The organism is Prochlorococcus marinus XMU1408 (assembly GCF_003208055.1).
GTDB classification, from domain to species: domain Bacteria; phylum Cyanobacteriota; class Cyanobacteriia; order PCC-6307; family Cyanobiaceae; genus Prochlorococcus_B; species Prochlorococcus_B marinus_A.
Window position 1 is genome coordinate 659,442 of sequence record NZ_QJUE01000002.1, and the last position, 20,579, is coordinate 680,020.

Genomic DNA, 20,579 nt, shown 5'->3' on the forward strand with positions numbered 1-20,579 from the left:
TAATAATCAGAATATATAATAAATATGAAATACACAATTACAACACCGCTATATTATGTTAATGACAAGCCTCATCTAGGCAGTTCTTATACAACAATTGCTTGTGACGCGATTGCTCGATTTCAAAGACTAAAAGGAAATACTGTACTTTTTCTTACTGGTGTTGACGAACATGGACAAAAAATTGAACGAACTGCAGAAAGTAAAAACCTTCAACCTCAACTACATTGTGATGATATAACTGAGAAGTATAAGTATTTATGGGACAAATTAAATATTAGCTATGATCGCTTTGTAAGAACAACATCTAAAGAACATACTTCTTTGGTATATGAATTCTATTCCAAAGTTTTAAAATCCGATGATGTTTACATGGGAAGGCAAAGTGGTTGGTATTGTGTTGGTTGTGAGGAATATAAGGATGTTGAAGAGAATGATAAAAGTCCAATTTGTTCAATTCATAATAAGGAATTAGAATGGAGAGATGAGGAGAATTTATTCTTTAAATTATCAAAATATCAAGAACAAATTGAAAAACTAATCCAAATTGATGGTTTCATTTCACCGAAAAGTAGAAAAAATGAGATTATAAATTTTGTCTCTAAGGGGTTAAGAGATTTCTCTATTTCTAGAGTAAACTTGAAATGGGGAATAAATGTTCCTGGAAATAAGGATCACACTTTTTATGTCTGGTTTGATGCTTTATTAGGTTATGTTAGTGGCTCTCTTCGTGATCAAAGTACTCCTGAATTAACCGAAGATTCCTTATGTAATTGGCCTGCAAATATGCACGTAATTGGTAAAGATATTCTCAGATTTCATGCTGTTTATTGGCCTGCAATGCTTCTTTCCGCTGGTATGAAAACACCTCGAAGCGTCTTTGGTCATGGTTTTTTAACTCGAGAAGGTCAGAAAATGGGTAAATCATTAGGTAATGTACTAGACCCCATTGAACTTTTTGAATATGGGGGAATCGATGCTATGAGATGGTATCTTCTAAGAGATATTGAATTTGGTGAAGATGGTGATTTTCAAATGAGAAGATTTGTAGACATCGTCAATAGTGATTTAAGCAATACCATTGGTAATTTATTAAATAGAACAATAACAATGTCTAAGAAGTGGTTTAAGGATAGTATTCCTATAAATGATCCTTCTTTAATTAAATCCACCTTGCATGATGTATCGAGAATCAAAATAAAAGAATATATGTCTGCCTTTGAAACTAATAATTTTAAGCACTCTGCAAATTCAATAATAGACTTTGCTAATAGTGCTAACCTATTTCTTAATGAACGAGCTCCATGGAAACTTATTAAGGATAATTCAAATAAAGAAATCGTAGCTCAGGATATTTATTCTGTTTTAGAAGCATGCCGTATAATTGGAGTACTATTAAATCCATTTGTGCCGGATTTAAGTAATAGGATATTAAATCAACTAAATATTAGCTCCAACTTTATTACATTTGATAATTCATTAAAATGGGGCCTACTTGATCCAAAAAATAAACTTCAAGATCCCAATCCTGTAATGAATAAGATTGAATATGAAGTTACATAAACATTTGAGAAAAGTTTACTCATACATTTTTATCTTCATATCAATTCTTACCCTTTTAGGATGCCAAAAGAGTAAATATAAAATTCAGGAAATAGATCAAAAAAGCTATATTAGTGATTTTGAGCTTTTACAAGAAAACCCTACAAATAAAAATAGTATAAGGATTACAAGCCCAAAGGCGATTATTGATCCTATAAAAAATGATATTGAAATATTTACCAGTAAAATTGAATTATTAAATAAAAGTAATATTGAACTATTAGTTAAATCAGGTAATTCTACTCTTAATAATGCTTTAAATATAATTAGAGTCTTTAATAATGTAAATATTACATTCCTAGAAGCACAAGACTATTATATAAAAACTGATTCTTTTAACTGGGATTTAAACAACTCTAATATTCTGTTAGATAGTCCGCTAGATATTAATTTTGATACTACTAAAATAATTTCGTCAGGTGGTTCGTATAATCTAAATACTGATATTTTATCGCTCAATAATAATAAACTAAATAGAAGTATATTTAATAATATTGGTATTGAGAAATATCAAATCGAAATTATTTCGGATAATATAGAATGGTTAAAAAATAACAATACATTAGTATTTCAATCTAATAATAAACAGGTAGAGACTTATATTAATTTTCTAAGTATTAAGTAAATCTGATAATTTATCAGACCAACCTGAAATCCATTTCTCATCTGAATTTGTAAAAGCCCTTTTTGACCAGCCACCTACTATAGTTAGACCTCTATTAGAAAGTGGATAAACAATAACCGATGGTAGATCCTTTAATACGCAATCAAATTCTTCACTACCAGGAAATAAATCTGTATTTACTAAGGAAATCATTCTATTTTGCTCAATCGCTCTATTACAGATCTCTCCTGGTCTAAACAAATTATTAGTTATTAGACCTCTTCTAAGTACTACTTCATTATCCCAAACTATTAGAATAGTACTTGCGGCTGTAGCAGTTAATATTTGATGACTTCCCCAAGCTAATTCATATTTTTGACCTTCAGATAAGTCCTCACTGATATCAAATCCTTCGATACCTTTTAATATAGCTTTTGTTGGCGGATTGGGTTTGATTTCAGTCCAGAGATAACCAATTGTTATTAATGCAATTGAAGCTATTCCAGATATAGTTTCTCCTCTTACTAATGATGGATTTAACTCAGTTGCTGTTATGATATTAATAATTGATAGAACTAATAGAAATACCCCAAATAATATTACTAAATTAGAAATTTTATACATGTACTTTTAAAATTGAGTTGAATACTGATTATATTAAATCTATATTATAAATATGATATTTATACTTTTATTTAGAATTATTATAATAGGTGATAATATTGAGTTAATAAAGAGAGATCTTACGTGTAAAAATATGCTAAAACCATTACAAGGGAATTTTAAAGGTCTTATTTTAATTAGTGGTCCGACAAATAGTGGTAAAAGCAAATTAGCTGAATTTTTAATAAAGGATCAGGAATCAATTACTTATATAGCCACATCAAAACCTAGAAAAAATGACCCAGAATGGCAAAAAAGGATAAATAATCACATTAAACGAAGACCAACTAAATGGAAATTGATTGAGTATCCGCAGAATATCTGTAAATTAATAAAATGTTTTGATAAAAACGAATCAATTTTGATTGACTCGTTAGGTGGCCTTGTTGAACAATACCTAATACATGATGATGATCAATGGAATATTTTCCAAAATGAATTTGTTAGTAGCCTTTTAAATAATGATACTGGATTTATTATTGTAGCTGAGGAAATAGGATGGGGAATTGTGCCAGCCACTCCCATTGGTCATTTATTTCGAGAAAGATTAAGTAAATTTTTGCAATTACTTAATTCTCATGCATCTAAAAAGTGGTTAGCTATTAATGGTATAGCAATAGATTTAGATAATATTGGTTGCACAATTCCATGAATTCAATAAGAAATCAATTTAGACCACGTGTGGCACTCTTTGAACCAAGAATTCCACAAAATACTGGAACAATTGGTAGGTCATGCCTTGCGTTTGAGCTCTCATTAGACATTATTAAGCCTACTGGTTTTAGTTTTGAAGATAAATATTTAAAGAGAGCGGGCTTAGATTACTGGTCAAATGTTGATTTACATTTATATGAATCATTTGAAGAATATAAGAAAAAGTTTATTACTTCAAGATTTATTGCCTTGACCAAAAAAAGTGATAATTCAATATCTAATATAACCTTTAAAAATACAGATATTCTTTTATTTGGAAGGGAAGATACTGGATTACCAGATAAAATTATGAGAGAATGTGAGATTATTTCTGGAATACCAATGCCTGGAGGAGAAAAAGAATTTAAGACTGGTGGAGTTAGAAGCTTAAATCTTTCTGTGGCTTGTGGTATTGTTTGTTATGCTGCATGCCTTCAGCTAAATCTATTAAATAATTAATATTATCCAAGATAATTGCAATATAAAACTCCATCATTAATAACATTAGTTTCATCAACTTCTAACCACTCCTTATACTCATCATACAGGGCCTCTCTATTCATACCTTTCAAATCGTCAAGCCTTGCTAAAGACCTGTTGAGCATAACCTCAACAGACTGTATAGCTCCAGATTGCCTTGAAGACATAAAAATTATTTATTTTTTTTAATATATATCTTTCTGAGATTTAATTCGGTTTCATTTTTTACATAATAAGAAATATTGGTTAAAACATAAAAACATCAGAAAATAAAAACTCACATATTTTATTTAAAGTCGTGAAATATTTAAAAATTGTCTAATGTATGTAAGACATACGGTATTTACTAATTCTCAAAGAATTTAAAAAAATTTATATTTATAAAAATTAATTTTATTCATGTCCAAAACTCGTTTAATTGGAACTGTAGAAGTGACAATTAATGATATCTTAAATAGGCTATCAAAATTAGACGGTGAGGATAAACAATCACTTCAGGAAGAATTTAAAGAATGGATAGAGGCTGTTGGAGACGATACCAATAATTATGATGTCCTTTTTATTAATAGAATTAGTAATTAATTAATTCTTCGAAGTTCGATGATAAAATCTTGAAATAGAATCAATGAGAATTGATATAAATATAATTCATAATTATTTAGAAGCATTTAATAAACACATATTTTAAATTCGAAAAAGTAAGAACTAGTTGTATTTTAATTTTTATAACTCAAAATAGCTATAATACAAAAGAGGGTGAAGGGTTATTTAGAAATACTTTATTATTTTAACTTGAACTACTCGGTGTAAACATTTTTTATTTTAAAACTAATATAAACCGATAAAACACTAATTAAATTACTCAGACAAAAGTCATAAATTTTACAGAAAATATTATTACAATCTATTATTATTGATATAAAATAAAATTATTGCTTTTACCAGATAGAATTTTTTCATAACAGAGCTTTAACATGGCATACTTTAAATAAAATAATAGAATAAGATAATGATAATCAAAGGAGCAACTGACATATGAAACCTATACTAATAAATATCAAAAACCTCCTTCCCTATCTATTACTAATAATTATATATTTCTTATTTATTAACATTGAGGCACGCAATAACAAAGGCAAAAAAATTGATGATAATAGAATAATTGAGCCAATATTAAATAATAGTGAAGAGAAATCCAATTCTACTAATAAAAAGAAAAGAATAAAAATACCTGTCATTCCATATAATTAAATCTTCTACCTAATAATTAATTTCGTACTCCTTTCCTTAAATAAATCTGCTTGCATTCTTTCGGCTCTATCTAGCTGTTTTTGTAATTCCACGCAGTGCTGGCAGTTACAAGTCATTTTATGAGATGTTGTGAAAAACTACTTTTGTCAATTTTATATCTATTGAACTCACAAACAAGTCAATAGAATTTTGATAATTGTTTTCAATTTTAATCTAGCAAATATAAAAATAAAAACAAGTTGGCATTTATAAATGTTGGATCAATTGTAAATTTAAAGGATAGTATGATAGAAGTTAAGAAATCACTTGAATGATATTGTACCTATTAGTTTTAAAAATTTAAAGTAAAATTATTACTTATAATATTAACACTATTATTTTTGTAGAGCATTCTCATAATAGAGATCTAATGTTGAATTTAAATCATCCATTAATTTGTTTATCCTCAACTCTGTTTTAGATTTTATTTTAACATTAATGTTAATCATAGGTAATAGCAAGAAGATTAGATTTATTTATAAGAACTAATAAAAATAGCTTATTAGAATAAAAGTTCTTATTTTTTTTGTTGATAATGCGATAATATTACTAAGATCAGCCTTTATACATGAATTAATATTGTTCGGTTAACATTAAGTCTAGATATATTGGTTAATGGTAGAAGATTAAGTATGTATGAGAATTCTAGTATTAAATGATGAATTTATTTAATTGTTTTCTTTAATGTATTAGAATAAAAAAAACATTATTAGAATCATGGAGCGAAAGTTATTTGATTTAGGCAATAAGAGTTCCTTTTCATTGATAGGTCTTGATAAAAGAGCTGCTTTAGCCATACAAAATCATTTTAAACTTAGCAATTATCAAATGCTTATTTTGAGTTGGATAAAGGGATTGTGGACAGGGATTTTAGTTTGCCTTATCCTTCATTATTTAATTCGTCACTAAGGTGATTATATTTACTGATTCTTTAAAGCTTATTAAAATCAACAATTGAAATTATATAAATAAATCGGTAATTTTTTCCTTCAAACAAAGATAAGTCTCACCTATTATTTCTTTTATAATGTTTACATAATACTGAATATACTCTCTATTTTAATTACATATTATATACTATTTAATTTAAATATATTGTGCTAATTAATAAATAATATTATCTTATTACGTGTTTAATCGTTTTTATTAAGTTATTTATTAATTAAAAAGCTGTCTTTTCACTCTCACACAATTAATAACTATATTATGTAGAATAAAATTAAAATTATAACTACATTATTCAATAATCAAGTCCAAATATTTTTTTGGTATTATATTGATTGTCCCAGGAATTATTATTACGGCGGCAACAAATTATAAATATAAAAACGTAAGAGAGTTAGACAAAAAAAGTGATATCTAGATTGCACTCCCAAAACCAGATATTTTTTTTACTTATAGATTTATATTTAATTATGGTTTAACTTTATGATTAAAAAATTAAATAAAGTTATATAATTTTATTTTTTGTCTTTTTGTACATGAACAACATAATAATGATTCCAAAAGACAATATTTTAAATATTATTAGCCTTTTGAATGACTTTTTGGGTTTCTTCCCTTGAGAGTGAGGCTTCTATTTGGGCTAGGACTTGCTGCAATTCTGCTGATCTATGTAATGAATTTTCTGCCATGGCCCTTAGCTTTTTAAGCTCTTTTGATGCTGTTTTCATAGAGAAAATGAAAAAAATCAATTTTTCCGTGGAAATTTGCAATTGCTGTATCTATGAATGTAGTCTTCCTAGACACACGATCAAATTTGCCAAATATTCTCTCTATGTCAAGAGGTTAGTTTAAAACCAATTGATTATGTTTATTTAAAAAAATTGAGTATATAAAAAAAAGAACATAAATCACAACTGATCTATGTTCTTAAGAAAAATAAAGTATCTTTAATTCATTACAATAACTAATCTAATAGTTAACTAATGATTAATTGTCTTTACCTTTTTTTTCAGAATCCACTGGGCGAACTGGCTTAGGCAAAAGCATGATAAAAAACTAGTCTCTATATTCATTTATAGTTCGTTTTCAACAGACGTAAATAAGAATTAAAGGTTTGAAACTTCTTGATACATGAAAAACCATTAGTTTTTAGACTTTTTCAGAAAAAATTAGATATTCATGGCGTGATATGTCCAAATCAATTTTTGCTGTTATTTTTTGTGTTTGAGCAGTTTTGCAAAATGTAGATTTGGCCTTCGCTCTATATTTTTGAATTTCTTCTGATGAATCTTTCATATTTTAAAAAGTTATCATTTGAGCTAGGTTCATTTAAGTAAATGAAGAAACCAAGACACTATTAACTTTCTAAAAGCTAATATCTGATGGATGACGAAAAATTCCATAACCTATCTTTATAAAGGAGATATTTTATGACTGAAGAATGGAAACCAGTAGATTCTCAAGTTTTAGTGGACGCTTGGGAGGAAATAAAAGACTGTGCTGAGGGTATTCAGAAAGATCTTGCATGCCCAGATGAAACCATTTCAAAAATGCTTAGATCAGTTGCCGAAACTTTTGATAATACAGTTGAAGATATTCTCAATAAAGCAGAAGAAGAGTGGGAAGAAGATAAATAGATGTATTATTGAGTCATGATTCCAGACTTCTTCCAACCACCAGAGCCAATAAATCAAATTAGCGCCTGGAAAACAATAGTAGGTATATTAATAGTACTATTTGCAACTTTTGTTGGAGTTGAAATTAGGTTAGGTAATGATGACGAAGAAATTTAATATAACAATATAGTATATTTATGATTAGATTATATTCGTAGATGATTTATTATTAATCAATTAAATTATAAATTTATTTAGCAACAATTATCAAATACTTCCTTGATTAGTTCAGATTAAAATCTCAGAATAATGAATCTAATCTTCATTCCAATAGTTTGCTTCAATTAGCAACTGTTAGTCATGATAGTAGGCCAAGATTAAGAACAGTAGTTTTTAGAGGATGGACAGATTCTTACAATATGAAAATTTATTTAGATAAAAGAAGTAGGAAATTCTAAGGAATTAATATAAATAATAATATAGAAATATGTTGGATATTTCCTGGTTCTAAATATCAATTCATATTACGCGGAATAGCCACTATAGATAAAGGGACTAATCCTTTTGATCAATGGAACAAATTAAATAATGAAGCAAAATCAAAGTGGATTTGGCCTAATCCTGGTGAATAGTTTGAATCTGAAAAAAAGTCAAGTATAAACTTAATTCAAAAGAAAAAGAGGAATAGATAACTTTGTTTTATTAAAAATGAAAATCTTCCATGTTGATCAATTACTTCTTCAGAAACCTATTTATTTTAGAAGGCAATGGTTAAGAAAAAATTATTGGATAGAAGAAAGTAAAAACCTAAAAAATAGTTGAGGATGACGAAGCTTGCTGTTGGGGAAGCTTCTAAATGTTCCAATCACCCTCAAATAATTAATAGCAAATTTGTTCTACTTTGGCAATAAATTTAAATCGTAATAGAAGAATTTCATATTTACTTACTATTTATAGGCAAGATATAAAAAAGAATTCTTAATATACTATCCACTTTATGAAAACTGGTTTGGTATTACATCGTTTTGCCCCCAGGTTTTGTGCTTTCTATCTAAATCAGAAATCGAATTACTCTGTGCCTTCAATTTTAATAAATATGAGACTTTAGAAATTTTGGTTGAGTATATTTTTTCTGATTCATTAACAAGAGATTGGTAAGCTTGTAAGTAGTCTGAACTCATTTTTTACAGCATATGGTTTTTTCTTTCTACTAAATATTCAAACTAAGTATAAAATTTTTAATAATCTCTTCCTCTTTCCTTTACAAGAGAGGTATCATTTAGAGAATTTATCCCATTTAAGTAATTATACTATAAATTAACTTTTTTAATTCAGGATAAGACAAGTTGATTGTTTTCAAGCTGTGTAAGTATTTATTTAAAATAATCAATTTAAATTTTTAAAAAACTATATGATTATCGAGTAGAGTTTTTACCATTAGCAAAGCTGTCAATTAATAAAATAGATGTTTTATCCCAAAATAATGTATTAAATAAATTGGAATTTGAGGGATTTCTTCCTTACAAGGCCATACTGAATTAATATAGAAAAGGAGCACCTACGGACATCAGATGAAAAACAAGGCATTTCAATGTTTTTTACTTGAATAGACCCCTTTTAGTCTGTAAAGTCAGATTGTTCCAATTGTCAGTGTAGCTCAGCTGGTTAGAGCACAGCATTCATAACGCTGAGGTCGAGAGTTCAAGTCTCTCCACTGACACTATGATTTTTAACCAGTAAAACTGCTACTAAAGTTAAAGCAGTAAGATTTGTGAAAAGTGTCTTTATTTAAGATCTATTTGATCTAGTCGCTCTTTAAACGTTGAGGTTGAAGAATCATTATTTTCAGTATTTGATTCTATTAATGCACTTTTTATCTCATCCTTGGGGAAATCATTATTATGATTATAAATAGAAAAATTCTTAGCATTATTAAAACTCACAGTAGATTTTTTGGTAGGCAAATCATTACTAACATTCGAATTAATAGAAGATATTAATTCACTATCAATTTTTTTTGTATTATCTTTACTTTTAGTCTCAAATTTACTATCTTTACTTATATTTGAAGATAAATTATTTTTCTTTTTTAAAGGGTACTTTATAACTTCACTTCTTAATTGATTTATCAATTTTAAATGGTTTGATGAACTAAATTTTTTTACAAGGGAAGCATCCCAACTTTTTTGTTCATTCATTTGTAGGTATTATGGCAGTTAAGCTTAAAGAATAATTTTCTTTGTGCTTACATGATAAATTATAATTAGGAAAAGGGGAAGTTCTCTTGCCTCTAAACCAATCAAAATACCCATCAATTTCCATGACGACAAATGAATGCCTAAGAGTTGGCATGCAAGCACCTGACTTTTCAGCCACTGCAGTCGTTGATCAAGAGTTTAAAGACATAACCCTATCTCAGTACAGAGGTAAGTACGTGGTTTTATTCTTCTATCCGTTAGATTTCACATTTGTATGCCCAACTGAAATTACGGCATTCAGTGACAGATATACTGATTTCAACAGCAAAAACACAGAAGTTTTAGGTGTATCAGTAGATAGCAAATTTACACATTTAGCTTGGATCCAAACCCCTAGAAATGAAGGAGGAATTGGTGATATTAACTATCCATTAGTATCAGATCTTAAGCGAGAAATTTGCACAGCATATAATGTACTTAATGATGATGGAGAAGCCGATAGAGGATTGTTTATAATCAACCCAAATGGTGTGATTATGCATTCAACAATCAACAAAGCTCCAGTTGGTCGAAATATTGATGAAACACTAAGAATTTTACAGGCTTATCAGTACGTAGAATCTCACCCAGATGAAGTCTGCCCAGCGGGTTGGACTCCAGGTGACAAAACAATGAAGGAGGATCCTAAAGGAAGTAAGGAATATTTTTCAGCTCTATAAATTAATTACTAGTTATTAATTACTCGATAGATAAGAGTTAAGTTTTTCAATAATATATTCACCTTCAAGTGTTTCTTTATCTATTAGCTCATTAACAAGTAAATCCATTAGTGGAACTTTATCTAATAAAAGTTTTATTGCATGGTTATTAGCTTTGTTTGCTATAGCTATAATTTGCTTATCAATTTGTTTACTAGTTTTCTGAGAGTATTCTTTTTTATTTTGCATAAAATCTCTGCCAAGAAAAATAGAATCGTTTTGTGAATCATAAGCAATAGGGCCAAGTTCAGAAAATCCAAATTTTGTAACCATTTGATTTGCCCAAAAATAAACATCTTCAAGATCTCTTTGTGATCCTTGGGTTACTTCTTTTTCTCCGAATATAATTATTTCTGCCGCTCTAGATCCAAGTGAAATGACAATTTTATTGTATATATAGCTTCTAGTTAAAAGTCCGCTATCAATTGTCTCTTCGTCAGGAGTTAAATAAGATATTCCGTTCAAACTTCCAGGTGATTTAAACAGTGAAATTTTTTCTAATTTATCTTCAGATGGTATTAATAATGCTACTAAAGTTTTACCTATAATCTGATATGCGATTTGCCTTTTTTTTGTGCTATCAGTAATTGGTCTAGAAAGTAAACCAAACCGTGTTTTTTCTAGTGCTCTATCAAGCTCTATGCTGCTGATGTTTTTTTTATCTTTTCTTGCAGCATAAATAGCAGCCTCATTTAGCAAATTTTGCAAATCTGCTCCTGAAAATCCAGGAGTCTTAGCTGCCCAATCCATAAGATTTACTGAATCGGCTAGAGGTTTTGTCCTGGCATGAACAGACAAAATTTTATATCTAGCTTTTCTATCTGGAAGTAAAATATCTATTCGGCGATCAAACCTTCCTGGTCTAGTAAGAGCTCGATCGAGTATATCTGGCCTATTAGTAGCAGCAATTACAATCACTCCGCTATTAGATGCGAATCCATCCATTTCTGTCAAAAGTTGGTTAAGCGTTTGTTCTCTTTCATCATTTCCTCCACCTATACCTGCACCTCTTTGACGGCCAATGGAGTCAATTTCATCTATGAAAACAATGCATGGTGATTTGGCGGTTGCACTTTTAAAAAGATCTCTAACTCTTCCAGCACCAACGCCTACAAACATTTCAACAAATTCTGATGCTGATATTGAGAAGAATGGAACATTTGCCTCACCTGCAATTGCTCGAGCCAATAATGTCTTACCTGTACCAGGAGGTCCAACCAATAAAACACCTTTTGGAGTAATTGCTCCAAGATCAATAAGGACCTGTGGATTTTTTAAAAAAGTAACAATTTCTCTCAATTCCTCAGATTCTTCACTTAATCCAGCGACATCATCAAAAGTAATTGTATCAATTTCATCTTGTTTAACCTGAGATGATCTTCGAGAAAAACTCTGCATATTATTAATTAACTTTGAGGACCTTCTGATTAAAAAAGAGAGAGAGAATATAAATATCAAAACAAGACCTAGTCCACTAATTAAATTAGCTAAACGTTGTTCAGATCTTAAATCTTTAACTGTAAGAGGAACGTCAAATTGTTCAGATATTCGAAGTATTTTTTGGTCATTATAAAAAATAGGAATAGATTTTTTTTCTCCATTCGTAAATTCAACAATTACTTCTCTTCTATTTGGAATTAAAATAATAGAAATTATTTCTCCATTTTCAATATCCTTTAATAATTGACTATAACTTTTACTCATTAGATAATTAATTCAAATAATTCAGTAGAATTTATAGATAAACTATAGTCAAATTGGATCTTAACTTCAGTTTATATAGAAAAAGAGACAAGAAGTTAGTTTTTCCTCAAATCACTTTTGTTAAATTGGTGCTTGACGTTATAAAATACAAATATTAGTAAATGTTGTGAAAAATGGCGGTACCCAAGAAAAAGACCTCTAAAGGGAAAAGAAATCAAAGACATGCAATATGGAAAGGTAAAGCTGCTATAGCGGCAGAGAAGGCTTTATCAATAGGCAAATCAGTACTCACAGGTAGGGCGCAAGGCTTTGTTTATCCAATGAATGAGACTTCAGAAGAAGATTCTGAATAGTCTTGATTAAGAACCTAGCTTAAAAGCCTCGAGTATGAGTGCATAAGTTGAACCAATTCTAAAATTATTAATTGAAAGTATTAATATATATATTTTTAAGAATTTAGTAAAAAATAATAATCTAACTGACAATTCCATTATTAATAAAATTGATATTGCCAGAAAGATTGTATTAACTGATTTATCCAGTAAATATGAAATCAGACTATTAGTAAAATAAAAACCAGACAATAGTGAAAGCAATAAAATACTTCTCTTACTCCAAGAACCAGAGATAATAGGATTTAAAAATAATAAAAATGATTCAATAGATTTCCAAAATTTAGTTTTCTGCATTAAATCAATTATTAAGTTTGTTTAGATACGCAAAATCAACATAATTACTAATAAGTGGTTTGCCATAAAACAATTTTGTACAATTATTATCATTACCAAGACCATCAACACATGCAGTAGCTTTATCTGTTATGTTTTGAAAATTATTTGACCATGGTGGCAAAGTCATAAGGCAATTTATATTTGCGGCTTTAGCGGCCTCAACACCAACATTGGAATCCTCAATGGCAATACAATTTAAATTAGAATTTTGACTTAATTTTACTGCCAAGTTATAGGCATCAGGAAAGGGCTTATGGTTAATTACATCCTCATAAGTAATTATTTTAGAAAAATAATTTAAATAAGAATTTAATGCTTTATGCAAAAAGGGTTCCAATGAATTTCTCCCACTAGTAGTAACAATAAATTGCTCGACATTAAATACTGCAAGTTCATGTATAAGACGGTAAACTCCCTCCCTAACTTTGATCTCTCCCGCATCTATTAATTCTTTATAATGAAAAGCCTTTCTTGATTGAATTTTTACACAGAGATCATCTGTGATGTCACTATATATTTCATTCCGATAGTTGATTATTCTATTTAAGCCGCCTGATATTCTCAAAAGATCTAAATATTTAGACTTATCCCAATACCAATTTAAATCAAAATCTTTAAAAGCTAAATTAAATGCAACTCTATGCCCACAAAGCTCTGTGTCAGCTAATGTTCCATCAACATCCCAGAAAACAGCGGATAATTTATTCATATTTTCCTATTATAATTATGATGACAATAGAATCAAGGGATTAAGCTTTGAGAAATGAATACAATCAAATCAAGAAATGGATATTACCTAAACCTATAGATAAAGATGAGATTATTAATTGCGAAATAAATTATACATTACAGAAAATCTTAACTAGGAGGGGAATAGATGTAGAAGAAGAATTGAAAGAATTTATTACACCATCTCAACTTCCAAATCCAAATGATCATTTCATTGAATTGGACAAAGCGACTAAAAGGATAATTGAAGCTTGTCAAAAGAATGAAACGATAGCTATTTGTGGGGATTATGACGCTGATGGCATAACGAGCACAGTACTTTTAGTTGAGTTATTTACCAATTTAGGTGCAAATGCTATAGCATTTATTCCTTCAAGACAAAACGATGGTTACGGTCTAAATAAAAAAATAATAAATGAAATATATAATAAACAAATAAAGCTTATTATCACTGTTGATAATGGTATTTCAGCCCTTGACGCAATAGAAAGATCAAATGAACTTGATATTGATTTAATAATCACAGATCATCATAAAATACCGAAAAATGACATTGATATTTTTGCATTAATTCATCCAGAACTTACCCCTAATAATTCTCCTTATAAATATTTAGCTGGAGTTGGAATTGCTTATATGCTAGCTAAATATATATGTGATAAGTTAAATTATAATATAGATCAAACAACAGCAAAGGTATTATTTTGTATAGGAACAGTAGCTGATATGGCTCCACTAGTTGGAGCCAATAGAAAATGGCTAAAAGAGTACTTACCTAGAATTTCGTCTACAAATAATAATGGCATTAAGGCAATTATCAGTAGATTGGGAATAAATGGTATTGAAATTACTTCTGATGATATAGGCTACAAAATAGCACCATTAATTAATGCTGTTGGAAGGATAGGTGATACTAAATTAATAATTGATCTTTTAACTAATTCCTCTGAGAGTTCTGTAAAAAAACTCATGAAAGAATGTTTTGCCATTCATGCCGAAAGAAAAAAGTTGACAGCAAATATTGAGGTGGAAGCAATTGAAATCGCACAAAAAGAATATAATAATAATAAAAAGTTTCTTGTCATAACAAAACGTGACTGGCATCCTGGAATAATAGGAATCGTAGCCGCAAGAATACTTGAAAAATTTAACTTACCAACCGCAATATTATCTGAAGCAAAAAAAAACATATTTACGGGATCTATAAGATCCAACAACTTATTAAAGGTAAATTTGGCTTTAGATGAATGCAAAGAGATTCTAATTTCTCATGGTGGTCATTCAGCAGCAGCAGGTTTTTCAATAAAAGAAGAAAATATACCTGAGCTAAATGAAAGGCTAAATAATATTGCAAAAAGAGAAATGAAAAATTGTGATATATGTAAATCAATCAAGCCAGATGCTTACGTCTGTTTTAAAGATATTAATTATGATTTTTTTAGGCAATTGATGTATTTAGGACCATTTGGGGTTAAAAATCCTGCTCCAATATTTTGGACTAGAAAATGTAGAGTTATAGACCTATACTTAATAAAAGGAAACCATTTAAAAATCACATTGGATGATGGTTCAGCCTTAATTGAAGCAATACATTGGAATTCATCAACTAAATTAAGGAAGAATGATTTAATAGATATTGCTTTTTACATTGAAATGAACAATTGGAAAAGACTAGAAAAGCTACAATTAAATATATTAGATATAAGAAAATATTCTAAGATAATTGAATTACAATTACATAATAGAATCTACAAATGTGAATTAACAAAAAACAAAAAAATAATAATAACAAATACAAATGGAGATTCTATAACCTCAGATTTATCAGGAAGCATTAAGAAAAATAAAAAAGCTCAAAATATTTATGTTCAAAAGATACTTAGCTTTGCCGAGATTGCACTAGGTACAGCTGCGTGACTTTTACACACCTCTTCTATAGTAGATCAAAGCAACAATGGCTGGTCCAGCAAGAAAGACGGCTACTAGAGGCAAAAGGTTTCCCATGTCAATTTAAAAACTTTTAATATAGTACTAAACAAACAGACATTGGTTCACAATATTTAAAGAAATTTGATCTTCTCTCGATTAAACCTCAGCTTTAATCGATTAGATCAAATTATTATGAATAGGCAACAAGAAGAAAACTACGCTGATGGAATGATCTTTTGATTTTCGTCAAGTATATTCTTCAGACCTCTATAAATGAATTTTAGGGTATGCTGGATAAATTCACAACTTGATTATTTAGATGTTTTTTATATAAGATATATATTGTTCAAACATAACTGTAAAGATAACATCAGTCCTTCGGAAGTAATGGGTCAACCTAATTCAAATTCTAATAATAAGATTAGTGACCAAAAGGATTCATCAACTTTTATCAGTATATTAATTACTTCATTTAGTACAATTTTTCTTGCAGAGTTAGGAGATAAGACACAGCTAGCGACTCTAATGCTTTCAGCTCAGTCGGGAAGACCAATAATTATTTTTATAGGTGCTGGTCTTGCCCTTATCTCAACTAGTCTGATTGGTGTACTACTTGGACAATGGATAGCAAATAATTTTCCAAGACAACGATTTACAGTTGTATCAGGGATAATTATGTTAAGTTTAGGATTATACCTAGTATCACAAGGTTTTATAGAATTTCTAAAAGTTAGAAATTGAATTAATTTATGCTACTCACGCTCCTTTTTACAACTTTTTTCACAGTTTTTCTGGCTGAGATGGGAGACAAAACTCAGTTAACAACAATAACTTTAAGTAGTACAACCAATAAACCAATAGCGGTATTTATTGGATCGTCAATTGCTCTTATTTTGGCTACCCTTTTAGGAGCATTGGCTGGCGGCTCAATAGCTAGCTTAATACCTGCTTTCTTGTTAAAACTGCTTTCTGGGATAGTATTCTTAATTCTAGGGATTAAACTTCTTGCACAAAGCAGTAAAGAAACTACTAGTGAAAGCTAGTATTAAATTAATTATTCTAAATGAACTATTATTATTAAAGAATTAGATCCTATGAATTTACATTAATTAGCATTCGAGATTATGACTACAGTTTCAAAGATACTAGAAAATCTTGAAAAAGAAGATGGATTAGAAGTACCTAGACTAGAAAAGTCTTTGAAACTTTCAAGAAAAATTGATAGAGATAATTTAGAGATAGCAATCAAAGCTCTAACAAAACTTGGAATAGTTAAAAGCATTGAAAATGAGAAGTTAGTTATCAATAAAGAAATTGATTTTGTTCGAGGTAGAGTTCGTTGCAGTAGTAAAGGCTATTGTTTTGTTGTTAGAGAAGATGAGGGTGAAGACATTTATATTAGAGAAACAAATTTAAATAATGCCTGGCATGGAGATTCTGTTATTGTATTAATTACAAAAGAGGCTCTTAAGAGAAGAGCCCCTGAAGGTTCAATACAATGTGTTTTACAAAGATATAATGAGACCTTGTTGGCAAAGATTGAAAAGGATAATGCTAATGGAAATTTAAAAGCTTATCCATTGGATGACAGGATACCTGCAATTATTGATGTTGAAGATGGTGAAGAAATTATTACTAATTTATCGAATAAAGATTTTATTTATGAAATAGAAATAAGTAAATATCCAATCGCTCAATTTAAAGCAATAGGAAAAATTATTAGAGAATTTCCATTAAATGCAGGAGTCGAAGGTGATGTTGATATATTACTTTCGAAAAATAATATTTCTAGAAATATTGATCCTCCAAAAGTATCTCCTAAAAAAATTCAATTAAAAGGCAGAGAGGACTTGACATGCCAACCCTCCTTGTTATTTAGCAGTTGGGAATGCAAAAATTCTCCATCTTTACCCGCATTATTTGCTCAACCTTATGAAGGTGGAAATAGAATATGGATTCATTCTCCTAGCGTATCAGAAAGGTTAAATATTGGAGGTAAATTGGACAAATATCTCATGGATAAAGGTGAAGCAATATGTTTAGGAAATAATTGGCTTGAGTTCTTAAATGAAACATTAGTTTCAGCATCTGCCTTCAAACTTAATGAAGAACGTGAAGCTATTTCTTTAATGATTGATATAGATAGCAAAGGTATAGTAATTGATTGGAAGTTTTCACTAAGCATCATTAAACCTGTAAAAGAAGTGACAGATAAGCATTTACAAACTATTAATAATAGAAAAGCAACATCCAAATCTATACCAATTGCACTTAAATCATTAAAAGAAAATCTAGAAGTTATTTACACTATTATTCATTCATCAAAACTAATTAATCAGATAAATAATAGTTCTATTAAATTAGATCAGCATATTCCCAATTTAGAAAGGCTAAGTGAATTACAAAAAGCTTTTCCAAGCAGAGACTTTCATGGATGGACAAAATCATATGACAGCTGTGATCCGCAATCAATATTAGATATATATATCAGATTATCAAATAATATTCTTGCTAAACATTTATATGAATATAAGCTACCTTTTATATTTAAAGAACATGAAGGAATTGAACAATCATCTATAAACGAGCTAACCAAATCAGCCTTAGTACTTGATAGTGACATAACAGTGAAATTAGACGGATCACAATCTGCAAACGATTTAATAAAATCATTCGACTCTAGCTCTGAAAAGAAAATCCTTCATAAATTAGTAAAACATATTATACCTGGTATTCATTTAAAACTTTTTAATCACGCTGATAGTATTAATTATGATGAATTAAATAAAAAGTCATTCATTAGTAATGTTGAATCTCCGTGGTGCTGTCCATCATTAAATTATTGGAATATATTTAATCAATTTATTATCAGTTTGCTATTAAATGATGGTAAAAGTAAAAATTCTAGTAGAAGTAAAGATTCCGTAAATTTAGGTCAGAAAGATAGTTGGAAAGATGTCTCATGGAAAATTTTTAGTTCTAAAATCAATGAAATTATTGAGAAGCAAGCAAATTTAAAATTAATACAACATTTAAATGATAGAAGGAAACAATCAAAATCTTTTAGGAACAATATTATTTCAATAGCACAAGGAAGAGAAGCTCAAAAAATTATTGGTAAAGAAGTACCAGCTATTATTACTGGCGTCCAAAGCTATGGTTTTTTTGCAGAAATAAACGAGTTAACTTCAGAAGGGTTAGTTCATGTAAGCACTCTTGGTGATGATTGGTACGAATACAGGTCACGACAAAACCTTTTAATTGGACGTAAAAATAAAAAGACTTATCAACTTGCACAAAAAATAAATGTTAGAGTTTTAAAAGTTGACATCTTAAAAAATCAAATTGATTTAGAATTGATCAAAAATGAAGATAGTGATTTAATTAATAATAAGAAAATGACTAGTGAAAATAGATCTGATGATAAAGAATAAATGAAGAGAATAGTTATTGCTATTACAGGTGCCTCTGCTATGCAATTAGGAGAAAGATCTATACAATTATTATTAGAAAATGATAAATCTGTAGATTTAATATTAAGTAAAGGTGCATACGAAGTTGCAAAAAGTGAGCGTAATATCAATATCCCTGTGGAACCAAAGGCTCAATCTGAATTCTGGAGAAATAAACTTCGTGTTGAATCAGGTGATTTGAATTGTTATAGATGGAATGATCATTCAGCTTCTATTGCTAGTGGAAGTCATAAAACAAAGGGTATGGTAATTGTTCCTTGTTCAATGGGAACGTTGGGACGTATAGCATCAGGTTTTTCATTAGATTTAATAGAGAGATGTGCCGATGTCCATCTTAAGGAAAATAGACCATTAATTATTTCTCCAAGAGAATCTCCTTTTAATTTAATTCATATAGAAAATATTAAGCGAGTGGCAACTGCTGGAGCTATCATTGTCCCACCAATACCAGCTTGGTATACCAACCCAAAATCCATTGAAGATATAATTGATTTTATAGTTGTAAGACTTTTTGATTCTTTAGGTGAAGATTTAGATAATATAAAAAGATGGGTAGGTCCAAATAAATGAAAATTATTAATCTATTAAAAATCATACCTTTTTTACTAACTTTTCTCGCATTATTTTATCTAAATATTAATAGCAATAGAGAAAACACTAAATTAAAAATACTTATTTGGAATACACCATCACTATCTTTAGGAAAGTACCTTGCATTCTCTACAGGAACTGGATTTCTCCTTTCTTATTTAGTAACCACAAAATTCATAAGAAGTAATCAATACAAATTGAATAGAGAAATTAAATATAAACCCGATTTTTCAAATAAAAAAACAGCTGTCAAAAAAGAAATAGATAATACATTTACATATGATAATACTTTGATAGAAAGAGATATAAGAGACCCCTCACCTACTATTAATGCAAACTTTAGAGTAATAAGTAGAAACAATAAAATGGATGATTCATCCTACAATATACGAGAACAAGAATTTGATACATCTGGATTCATAGATGATTCTGATGATATGTATTTTAAAAAAGAAACAAACAATGATTTTGAATACCTAAATGAACCAGCTTTAAATGATTGGGATGATGATACATATTCAAAATGGTAAAATTAAAATAAAATGTTTTAATTTAATTTTAATTATCATATTT

At 28.9% G+C, this 20,579-nt stretch carries 24 protein-coding genes and 1 tRNA gene; 17 read left to right on the forward strand and 8 right to left on the reverse strand.

Annotated features, from left to right (window positions below; all coding sequences use genetic code 11):
* Positions 1 to 24 precede the first annotated feature (24 nt).
* Complete coding sequence (gene metG, locus DNJ73_RS04965; RefSeq protein ID WP_187152560.1) at positions 25 to 1,563, forward strand: methionine--tRNA ligase; 1,539 nt, start codon at positions 25 to 27, stop codon at positions 1,561 to 1,563.
* On the forward strand, positions 1,550 to 2,227 hold the full coding sequence (gene lptC, locus DNJ73_RS04970; protein WP_158466592.1) for an LPS export ABC transporter periplasmic protein LptC: 678 nt from the start codon (positions 1,550 to 1,552) through the stop codon (positions 2,225 to 2,227). The genes metG and lptC overlap by 14 nt, the downstream gene beginning before the upstream one ends.
* Here lptC and DNJ73_RS04975 read toward each other — a convergent pair.
* Positions 2,213 to 2,830, reverse strand: coding sequence for a cofactor assembly of complex C subunit B (locus DNJ73_RS04975; protein WP_158466593.1), 618 nt, complete (start codon positions 2,828 to 2,830; stop codon positions 2,213 to 2,215). The two genes, lptC and DNJ73_RS04975, sit on opposite strands and share 15 nt — an antisense overlap.
* A 133-nt stretch (positions 2,831 to 2,963) precedes the next feature.
* On the opposite strand from DNJ73_RS04975, the gene DNJ73_RS04980 reads away from it, so the two are divergent.
* Together DNJ73_RS04980 and DNJ73_RS04985 are read left to right on the forward strand one after the other, a co-directional pair.
* Positions 2,964 to 3,521 carry a bifunctional adenosylcobinamide kinase/adenosylcobinamide-phosphate guanylyltransferase gene (locus DNJ73_RS04980; RefSeq protein ID WP_158466594.1) on the forward strand — a complete coding sequence of 186 codons (558 nt, stop codon included), beginning with the start codon at positions 2,964 to 2,966 and terminating at the stop codon, positions 3,519 to 3,521.
* Positions 3,518 to 4,021 (forward strand): tRNA (cytidine(34)-2'-O)-methyltransferase, encoded by a 504-nt coding sequence (locus tag DNJ73_RS04985; RefSeq protein ID WP_158466595.1) that lies wholly within the window; start codon positions 3,518 to 3,520, stop codon positions 4,019 to 4,021. Before DNJ73_RS04980 ends, DNJ73_RS04985 begins: the two co-directional genes overlap by 4 nt.
* 2 nt (positions 4,022 to 4,023) lie before the next feature.
* Here the strand turns inward: DNJ73_RS04985 and DNJ73_RS04990 are convergent, their stop codons facing one another.
* On the reverse strand, positions 4,024 to 4,209 hold the full coding sequence (locus DNJ73_RS04990) for a hypothetical protein (RefSeq protein WP_158466596.1): 186 nt from the start codon (positions 4,207 to 4,209) through the stop codon (positions 4,024 to 4,026).
* A 232-nt stretch (positions 4,210 to 4,441) separates the two neighbouring features.
* On the opposite strand from DNJ73_RS04990, the gene DNJ73_RS04995 reads away from it, so the two are divergent.
* Complete coding sequence (locus DNJ73_RS04995; RefSeq protein ID WP_158466597.1) at positions 4,442 to 4,624, forward strand: hypothetical protein; 183 nt, start codon at positions 4,442 to 4,444, stop codon at positions 4,622 to 4,624.
* 2,225 nt (positions 4,625 to 6,849) lie between these two features.
* On the opposite strand, the gene DNJ73_RS09815 is transcribed toward DNJ73_RS04995, so the two are convergent.
* Complete coding sequence (locus DNJ73_RS09815) at positions 6,850 to 7,005, reverse strand: hypothetical protein (protein WP_187152561.1); 156 nt, start codon at positions 7,003 to 7,005, stop codon at positions 6,850 to 6,852.
* Between the two features lie 702 nt (positions 7,006 to 7,707).
* On the opposite strand from DNJ73_RS09815, the gene DNJ73_RS05010 reads away from it, so the two are divergent.
* The 4 genes from DNJ73_RS05010 (at position 7,708) to DNJ73_RS05025 (ending at position 9,613) form a co-directional block, all read left to right on the forward strand.
* On the forward strand, positions 7,708 to 7,914 hold the full coding sequence (locus tag DNJ73_RS05010) for a hypothetical protein (protein WP_158466600.1): 207 nt from the start codon (positions 7,708 to 7,710) through the stop codon (positions 7,912 to 7,914).
* Between the two features lie 15 nt (positions 7,915 to 7,929).
* Entirely contained in the window at positions 7,930 to 8,070 is a 141-nt protein-coding gene (locus DNJ73_RS09820; protein ID WP_187152562.1) for a hypothetical protein, read from the forward strand.
* Positions 8,071 to 8,228: 158 nt separating this feature from the next.
* A complete protein-coding gene (locus DNJ73_RS10155; RefSeq protein WP_257473328.1) occupies positions 8,229 to 8,351 on the forward strand; it encodes a hypothetical protein in 123 nt (40 codons plus the stop codon).
* A 1,188-nt stretch (positions 8,352 to 9,539) separates the two neighbouring features.
* Positions 9,540 to 9,613: transfer RNA gene (locus DNJ73_RS05025), tRNA-Met, on the forward strand.
* A gap of 64 nt (positions 9,614 to 9,677) precedes the next feature.
* Here DNJ73_RS05025 and DNJ73_RS05030 read toward each other — a convergent pair.
* The gene (locus DNJ73_RS05030) at positions 9,678 to 10,091 is read right to left on the reverse strand and encodes a hypothetical protein (protein WP_158466602.1); all 414 of its coding nucleotides are present in this window, start codon (positions 10,089 to 10,091) and stop codon (positions 9,678 to 9,680) included.
* A 122-nt stretch (positions 10,092 to 10,213) separates the two neighbouring features.
* On the opposite strand from DNJ73_RS05030, the gene DNJ73_RS05035 reads away from it, so the two are divergent.
* Positions 10,214 to 10,810, forward strand: a complete 597-nt coding sequence (locus DNJ73_RS05035) for a peroxiredoxin (RefSeq protein WP_158466603.1) — start codon at positions 10,214 to 10,216, stop codon at positions 10,808 to 10,810.
* A gap of 15 nt (positions 10,811 to 10,825) precedes the next feature.
* Here the strand turns inward: DNJ73_RS05035 and ftsH are convergent, their stop codons facing one another.
* Complete coding sequence (gene ftsH, locus DNJ73_RS05040; RefSeq protein ID WP_158466604.1) at positions 10,826 to 12,553, reverse strand: ATP-dependent zinc metalloprotease FtsH; 1,728 nt, start codon at positions 12,551 to 12,553, stop codon at positions 10,826 to 10,828.
* A gap of 173 nt (positions 12,554 to 12,726) precedes the next feature.
* Here ftsH and rpmF point away from each other — a divergent pair, with 173 nt between their 5' ends.
* Complete coding sequence (rpmF, locus tag DNJ73_RS05045; protein WP_158466605.1) at positions 12,727 to 12,906, forward strand: 50S ribosomal protein L32; 180 nt, start codon at positions 12,727 to 12,729, stop codon at positions 12,904 to 12,906.
* Positions 12,907 to 12,912: 6 nt separating this feature from the next.
* Here the strand turns inward: rpmF and DNJ73_RS05050 are convergent, their stop codons facing one another.
* On the reverse strand, positions 12,913 to 13,242 hold the full coding sequence (locus DNJ73_RS05050; RefSeq protein WP_158466606.1) for a DUF565 domain-containing protein: 330 nt from the start codon (positions 13,240 to 13,242) through the stop codon (positions 12,913 to 12,915).
* A 4-nt stretch (positions 13,243 to 13,246) separates the two neighbouring features.
* Positions 13,247 to 13,993: an HAD-IA family hydrolase gene (locus DNJ73_RS05055; RefSeq protein ID WP_158466607.1), complete on the reverse strand. Its 747-nt coding sequence runs from the start codon at positions 13,991 to 13,993 to the stop codon at positions 13,247 to 13,249.
* A gap of 47 nt (positions 13,994 to 14,040) precedes the next feature.
* Between DNJ73_RS05055 and recJ the strand changes: the two genes are divergently transcribed.
* Positions 14,041 to 15,930, forward strand: coding sequence for a single-stranded-DNA-specific exonuclease RecJ (gene recJ / locus DNJ73_RS05060; protein ID WP_257473329.1), 1,890 nt, complete (start codon positions 14,041 to 14,043; stop codon positions 15,928 to 15,930).
* 3 nt (positions 15,931 to 15,933) lie between these two features.
* On the opposite strand, the gene psb30 is transcribed toward recJ, so the two are convergent.
* On the reverse strand, positions 15,934 to 16,017 hold the full coding sequence (gene psb30, locus DNJ73_RS10275) for a photosystem II reaction center protein Ycf12/Psb30 (RefSeq protein WP_158466772.1): 84 nt from the start codon (positions 16,015 to 16,017) through the stop codon (positions 15,934 to 15,936).
* Between the two features lie 312 nt (positions 16,018 to 16,329).
* Here psb30 and DNJ73_RS05070 point away from each other — a divergent pair, with 312 nt between their 5' ends.
* The 5 genes from DNJ73_RS05070 to DNJ73_RS05090 all read left to right on the forward strand — a co-directional run bounded on the left by DNJ73_RS05070 (position 16,330) and on the right by DNJ73_RS05090 (position 20,536).
* Positions 16,330 to 16,683 carry a TMEM165/GDT1 family protein gene (locus DNJ73_RS05070; protein WP_158466773.1) on the forward strand — a complete coding sequence of 118 codons (354 nt, stop codon included), beginning with the start codon at positions 16,330 to 16,332 and terminating at the stop codon, positions 16,681 to 16,683.
* A gap of 8 nt (positions 16,684 to 16,691) precedes the next feature.
* Positions 16,692 to 16,985 (forward strand): TMEM165/GDT1 family protein, encoded by a 294-nt coding sequence (locus DNJ73_RS05075; RefSeq protein ID WP_158466608.1) that lies wholly within the window; start codon positions 16,692 to 16,694, stop codon positions 16,983 to 16,985.
* Positions 16,986 to 17,066: 81 nt separating this feature from the next.
* Positions 17,067 to 19,376: an RNB domain-containing ribonuclease gene (locus DNJ73_RS05080; RefSeq protein ID WP_158466609.1), complete on the forward strand. Its 2,310-nt coding sequence runs from the start codon at positions 17,067 to 17,069 to the stop codon at positions 19,374 to 19,376.
* Positions 19,377 to 19,985: a flavin prenyltransferase UbiX gene (locus DNJ73_RS05085; protein WP_158466610.1), complete on the forward strand. Its 609-nt coding sequence runs from the start codon at positions 19,377 to 19,379 to the stop codon at positions 19,983 to 19,985. It abuts the gene before it with no gap.
* Entirely contained in the window at positions 19,982 to 20,536 is a 555-nt protein-coding gene (locus DNJ73_RS05090) for a hypothetical protein (RefSeq protein WP_158466611.1), read from the forward strand. The genes DNJ73_RS05085 and DNJ73_RS05090 overlap by 4 nt, the downstream gene beginning before the upstream one ends.
* The last annotated feature ends 43 nt before the right edge of the window (positions 20,537 to 20,579 follow it).

Bases quoted from the DNA above. Each gene is read 5' to 3' on its own strand.
- metG (WP_187152560.1), top strand. From the start codon at position 25: ATGAAATACACAATTACAACACCGCTATATTATGTTAATGACAAGCCT.
- lptC (WP_158466592.1), top strand. From the start codon at position 1,550: ATGAAGTTACATAAACATTTGAGAAAAGTTTACTCATACATTTTTATC.
- DNJ73_RS04975 (WP_158466593.1), bottom strand. From the start codon at position 2,830: ATGTATAAAATTTCTAATTTAGTAATATTATTTGGGGTATTTCTATTA.
- DNJ73_RS04980 (WP_158466594.1), top strand. From the start codon at position 2,964: ATGCTAAAACCATTACAAGGGAATTTTAAAGGTCTTATTTTAATTAGT.
- DNJ73_RS04985 (WP_158466595.1), top strand. From the start codon at position 3,518: ATGAATTCAATAAGAAATCAATTTAGACCACGTGTGGCACTCTTTGAA.
- DNJ73_RS04990 (WP_158466596.1), bottom strand. From the start codon at position 4,209: ATGTCTTCAAGGCAATCTGGAGCTATACAGTCTGTTGAGGTTATGCTC.
- DNJ73_RS04995 (WP_158466597.1), top strand. From the start codon at position 4,442: ATGTCCAAAACTCGTTTAATTGGAACTGTAGAAGTGACAATTAATGAT.
- DNJ73_RS09815 (WP_187152561.1), bottom strand. From the start codon at position 7,005: ATGAAAACAGCATCAAAAGAGCTTAAAAAGCTAAGGGCCATGGCAGAA.
- DNJ73_RS05010 (WP_158466600.1), top strand. From the start codon at position 7,708: ATGACTGAAGAATGGAAACCAGTAGATTCTCAAGTTTTAGTGGACGCT.
- DNJ73_RS09820 (WP_187152562.1), top strand. From the start codon at position 7,930: ATGATTCCAGACTTCTTCCAACCACCAGAGCCAATAAATCAAATTAGC.
- DNJ73_RS05030 (WP_158466602.1), bottom strand. From the start codon at position 10,091: ATGAATGAACAAAAAAGTTGGGATGCTTCCCTTGTAAAAAAATTTAGT.
- DNJ73_RS05035 (WP_158466603.1), top strand. From the start codon at position 10,214: ATGACGACAAATGAATGCCTAAGAGTTGGCATGCAAGCACCTGACTTT.
- ftsH (WP_158466604.1), bottom strand. From the start codon at position 12,553: ATGAGTAAAAGTTATAGTCAATTATTAAAGGATATTGAAAATGGAGAA.
- rpmF (WP_158466605.1), top strand. From the start codon at position 12,727: ATGGCGGTACCCAAGAAAAAGACCTCTAAAGGGAAAAGAAATCAAAGA.
- DNJ73_RS05050 (WP_158466606.1), bottom strand. From the start codon at position 13,242: ATGCAGAAAACTAAATTTTGGAAATCTATTGAATCATTTTTATTATTT.
- DNJ73_RS05055 (WP_158466607.1), bottom strand. From the start codon at position 13,993: ATGAATAAATTATCCGCTGTTTTCTGGGATGTTGATGGAACATTAGCT.
- psb30 (WP_158466772.1), bottom strand. From the start codon at position 16,017: ATGGGAAACCTTTTGCCTCTAGTAGCCGTCTTTCTTGCTGGACCAGCC.
- DNJ73_RS05070 (WP_158466773.1), top strand. From the start codon at position 16,330: ATGGGTCAACCTAATTCAAATTCTAATAATAAGATTAGTGACCAAAAG.
- DNJ73_RS05075 (WP_158466608.1), top strand. From the start codon at position 16,692: ATGCTACTCACGCTCCTTTTTACAACTTTTTTCACAGTTTTTCTGGCT.
- DNJ73_RS05080 (WP_158466609.1), top strand. From the start codon at position 17,067: ATGACTACAGTTTCAAAGATACTAGAAAATCTTGAAAAAGAAGATGGA.
- DNJ73_RS05085 (WP_158466610.1), top strand. From the start codon at position 19,377: ATGAAGAGAATAGTTATTGCTATTACAGGTGCCTCTGCTATGCAATTA.
- DNJ73_RS05090 (WP_158466611.1), top strand. From the start codon at position 19,982: ATGAAAATTATTAATCTATTAAAAATCATACCTTTTTTACTAACTTTT.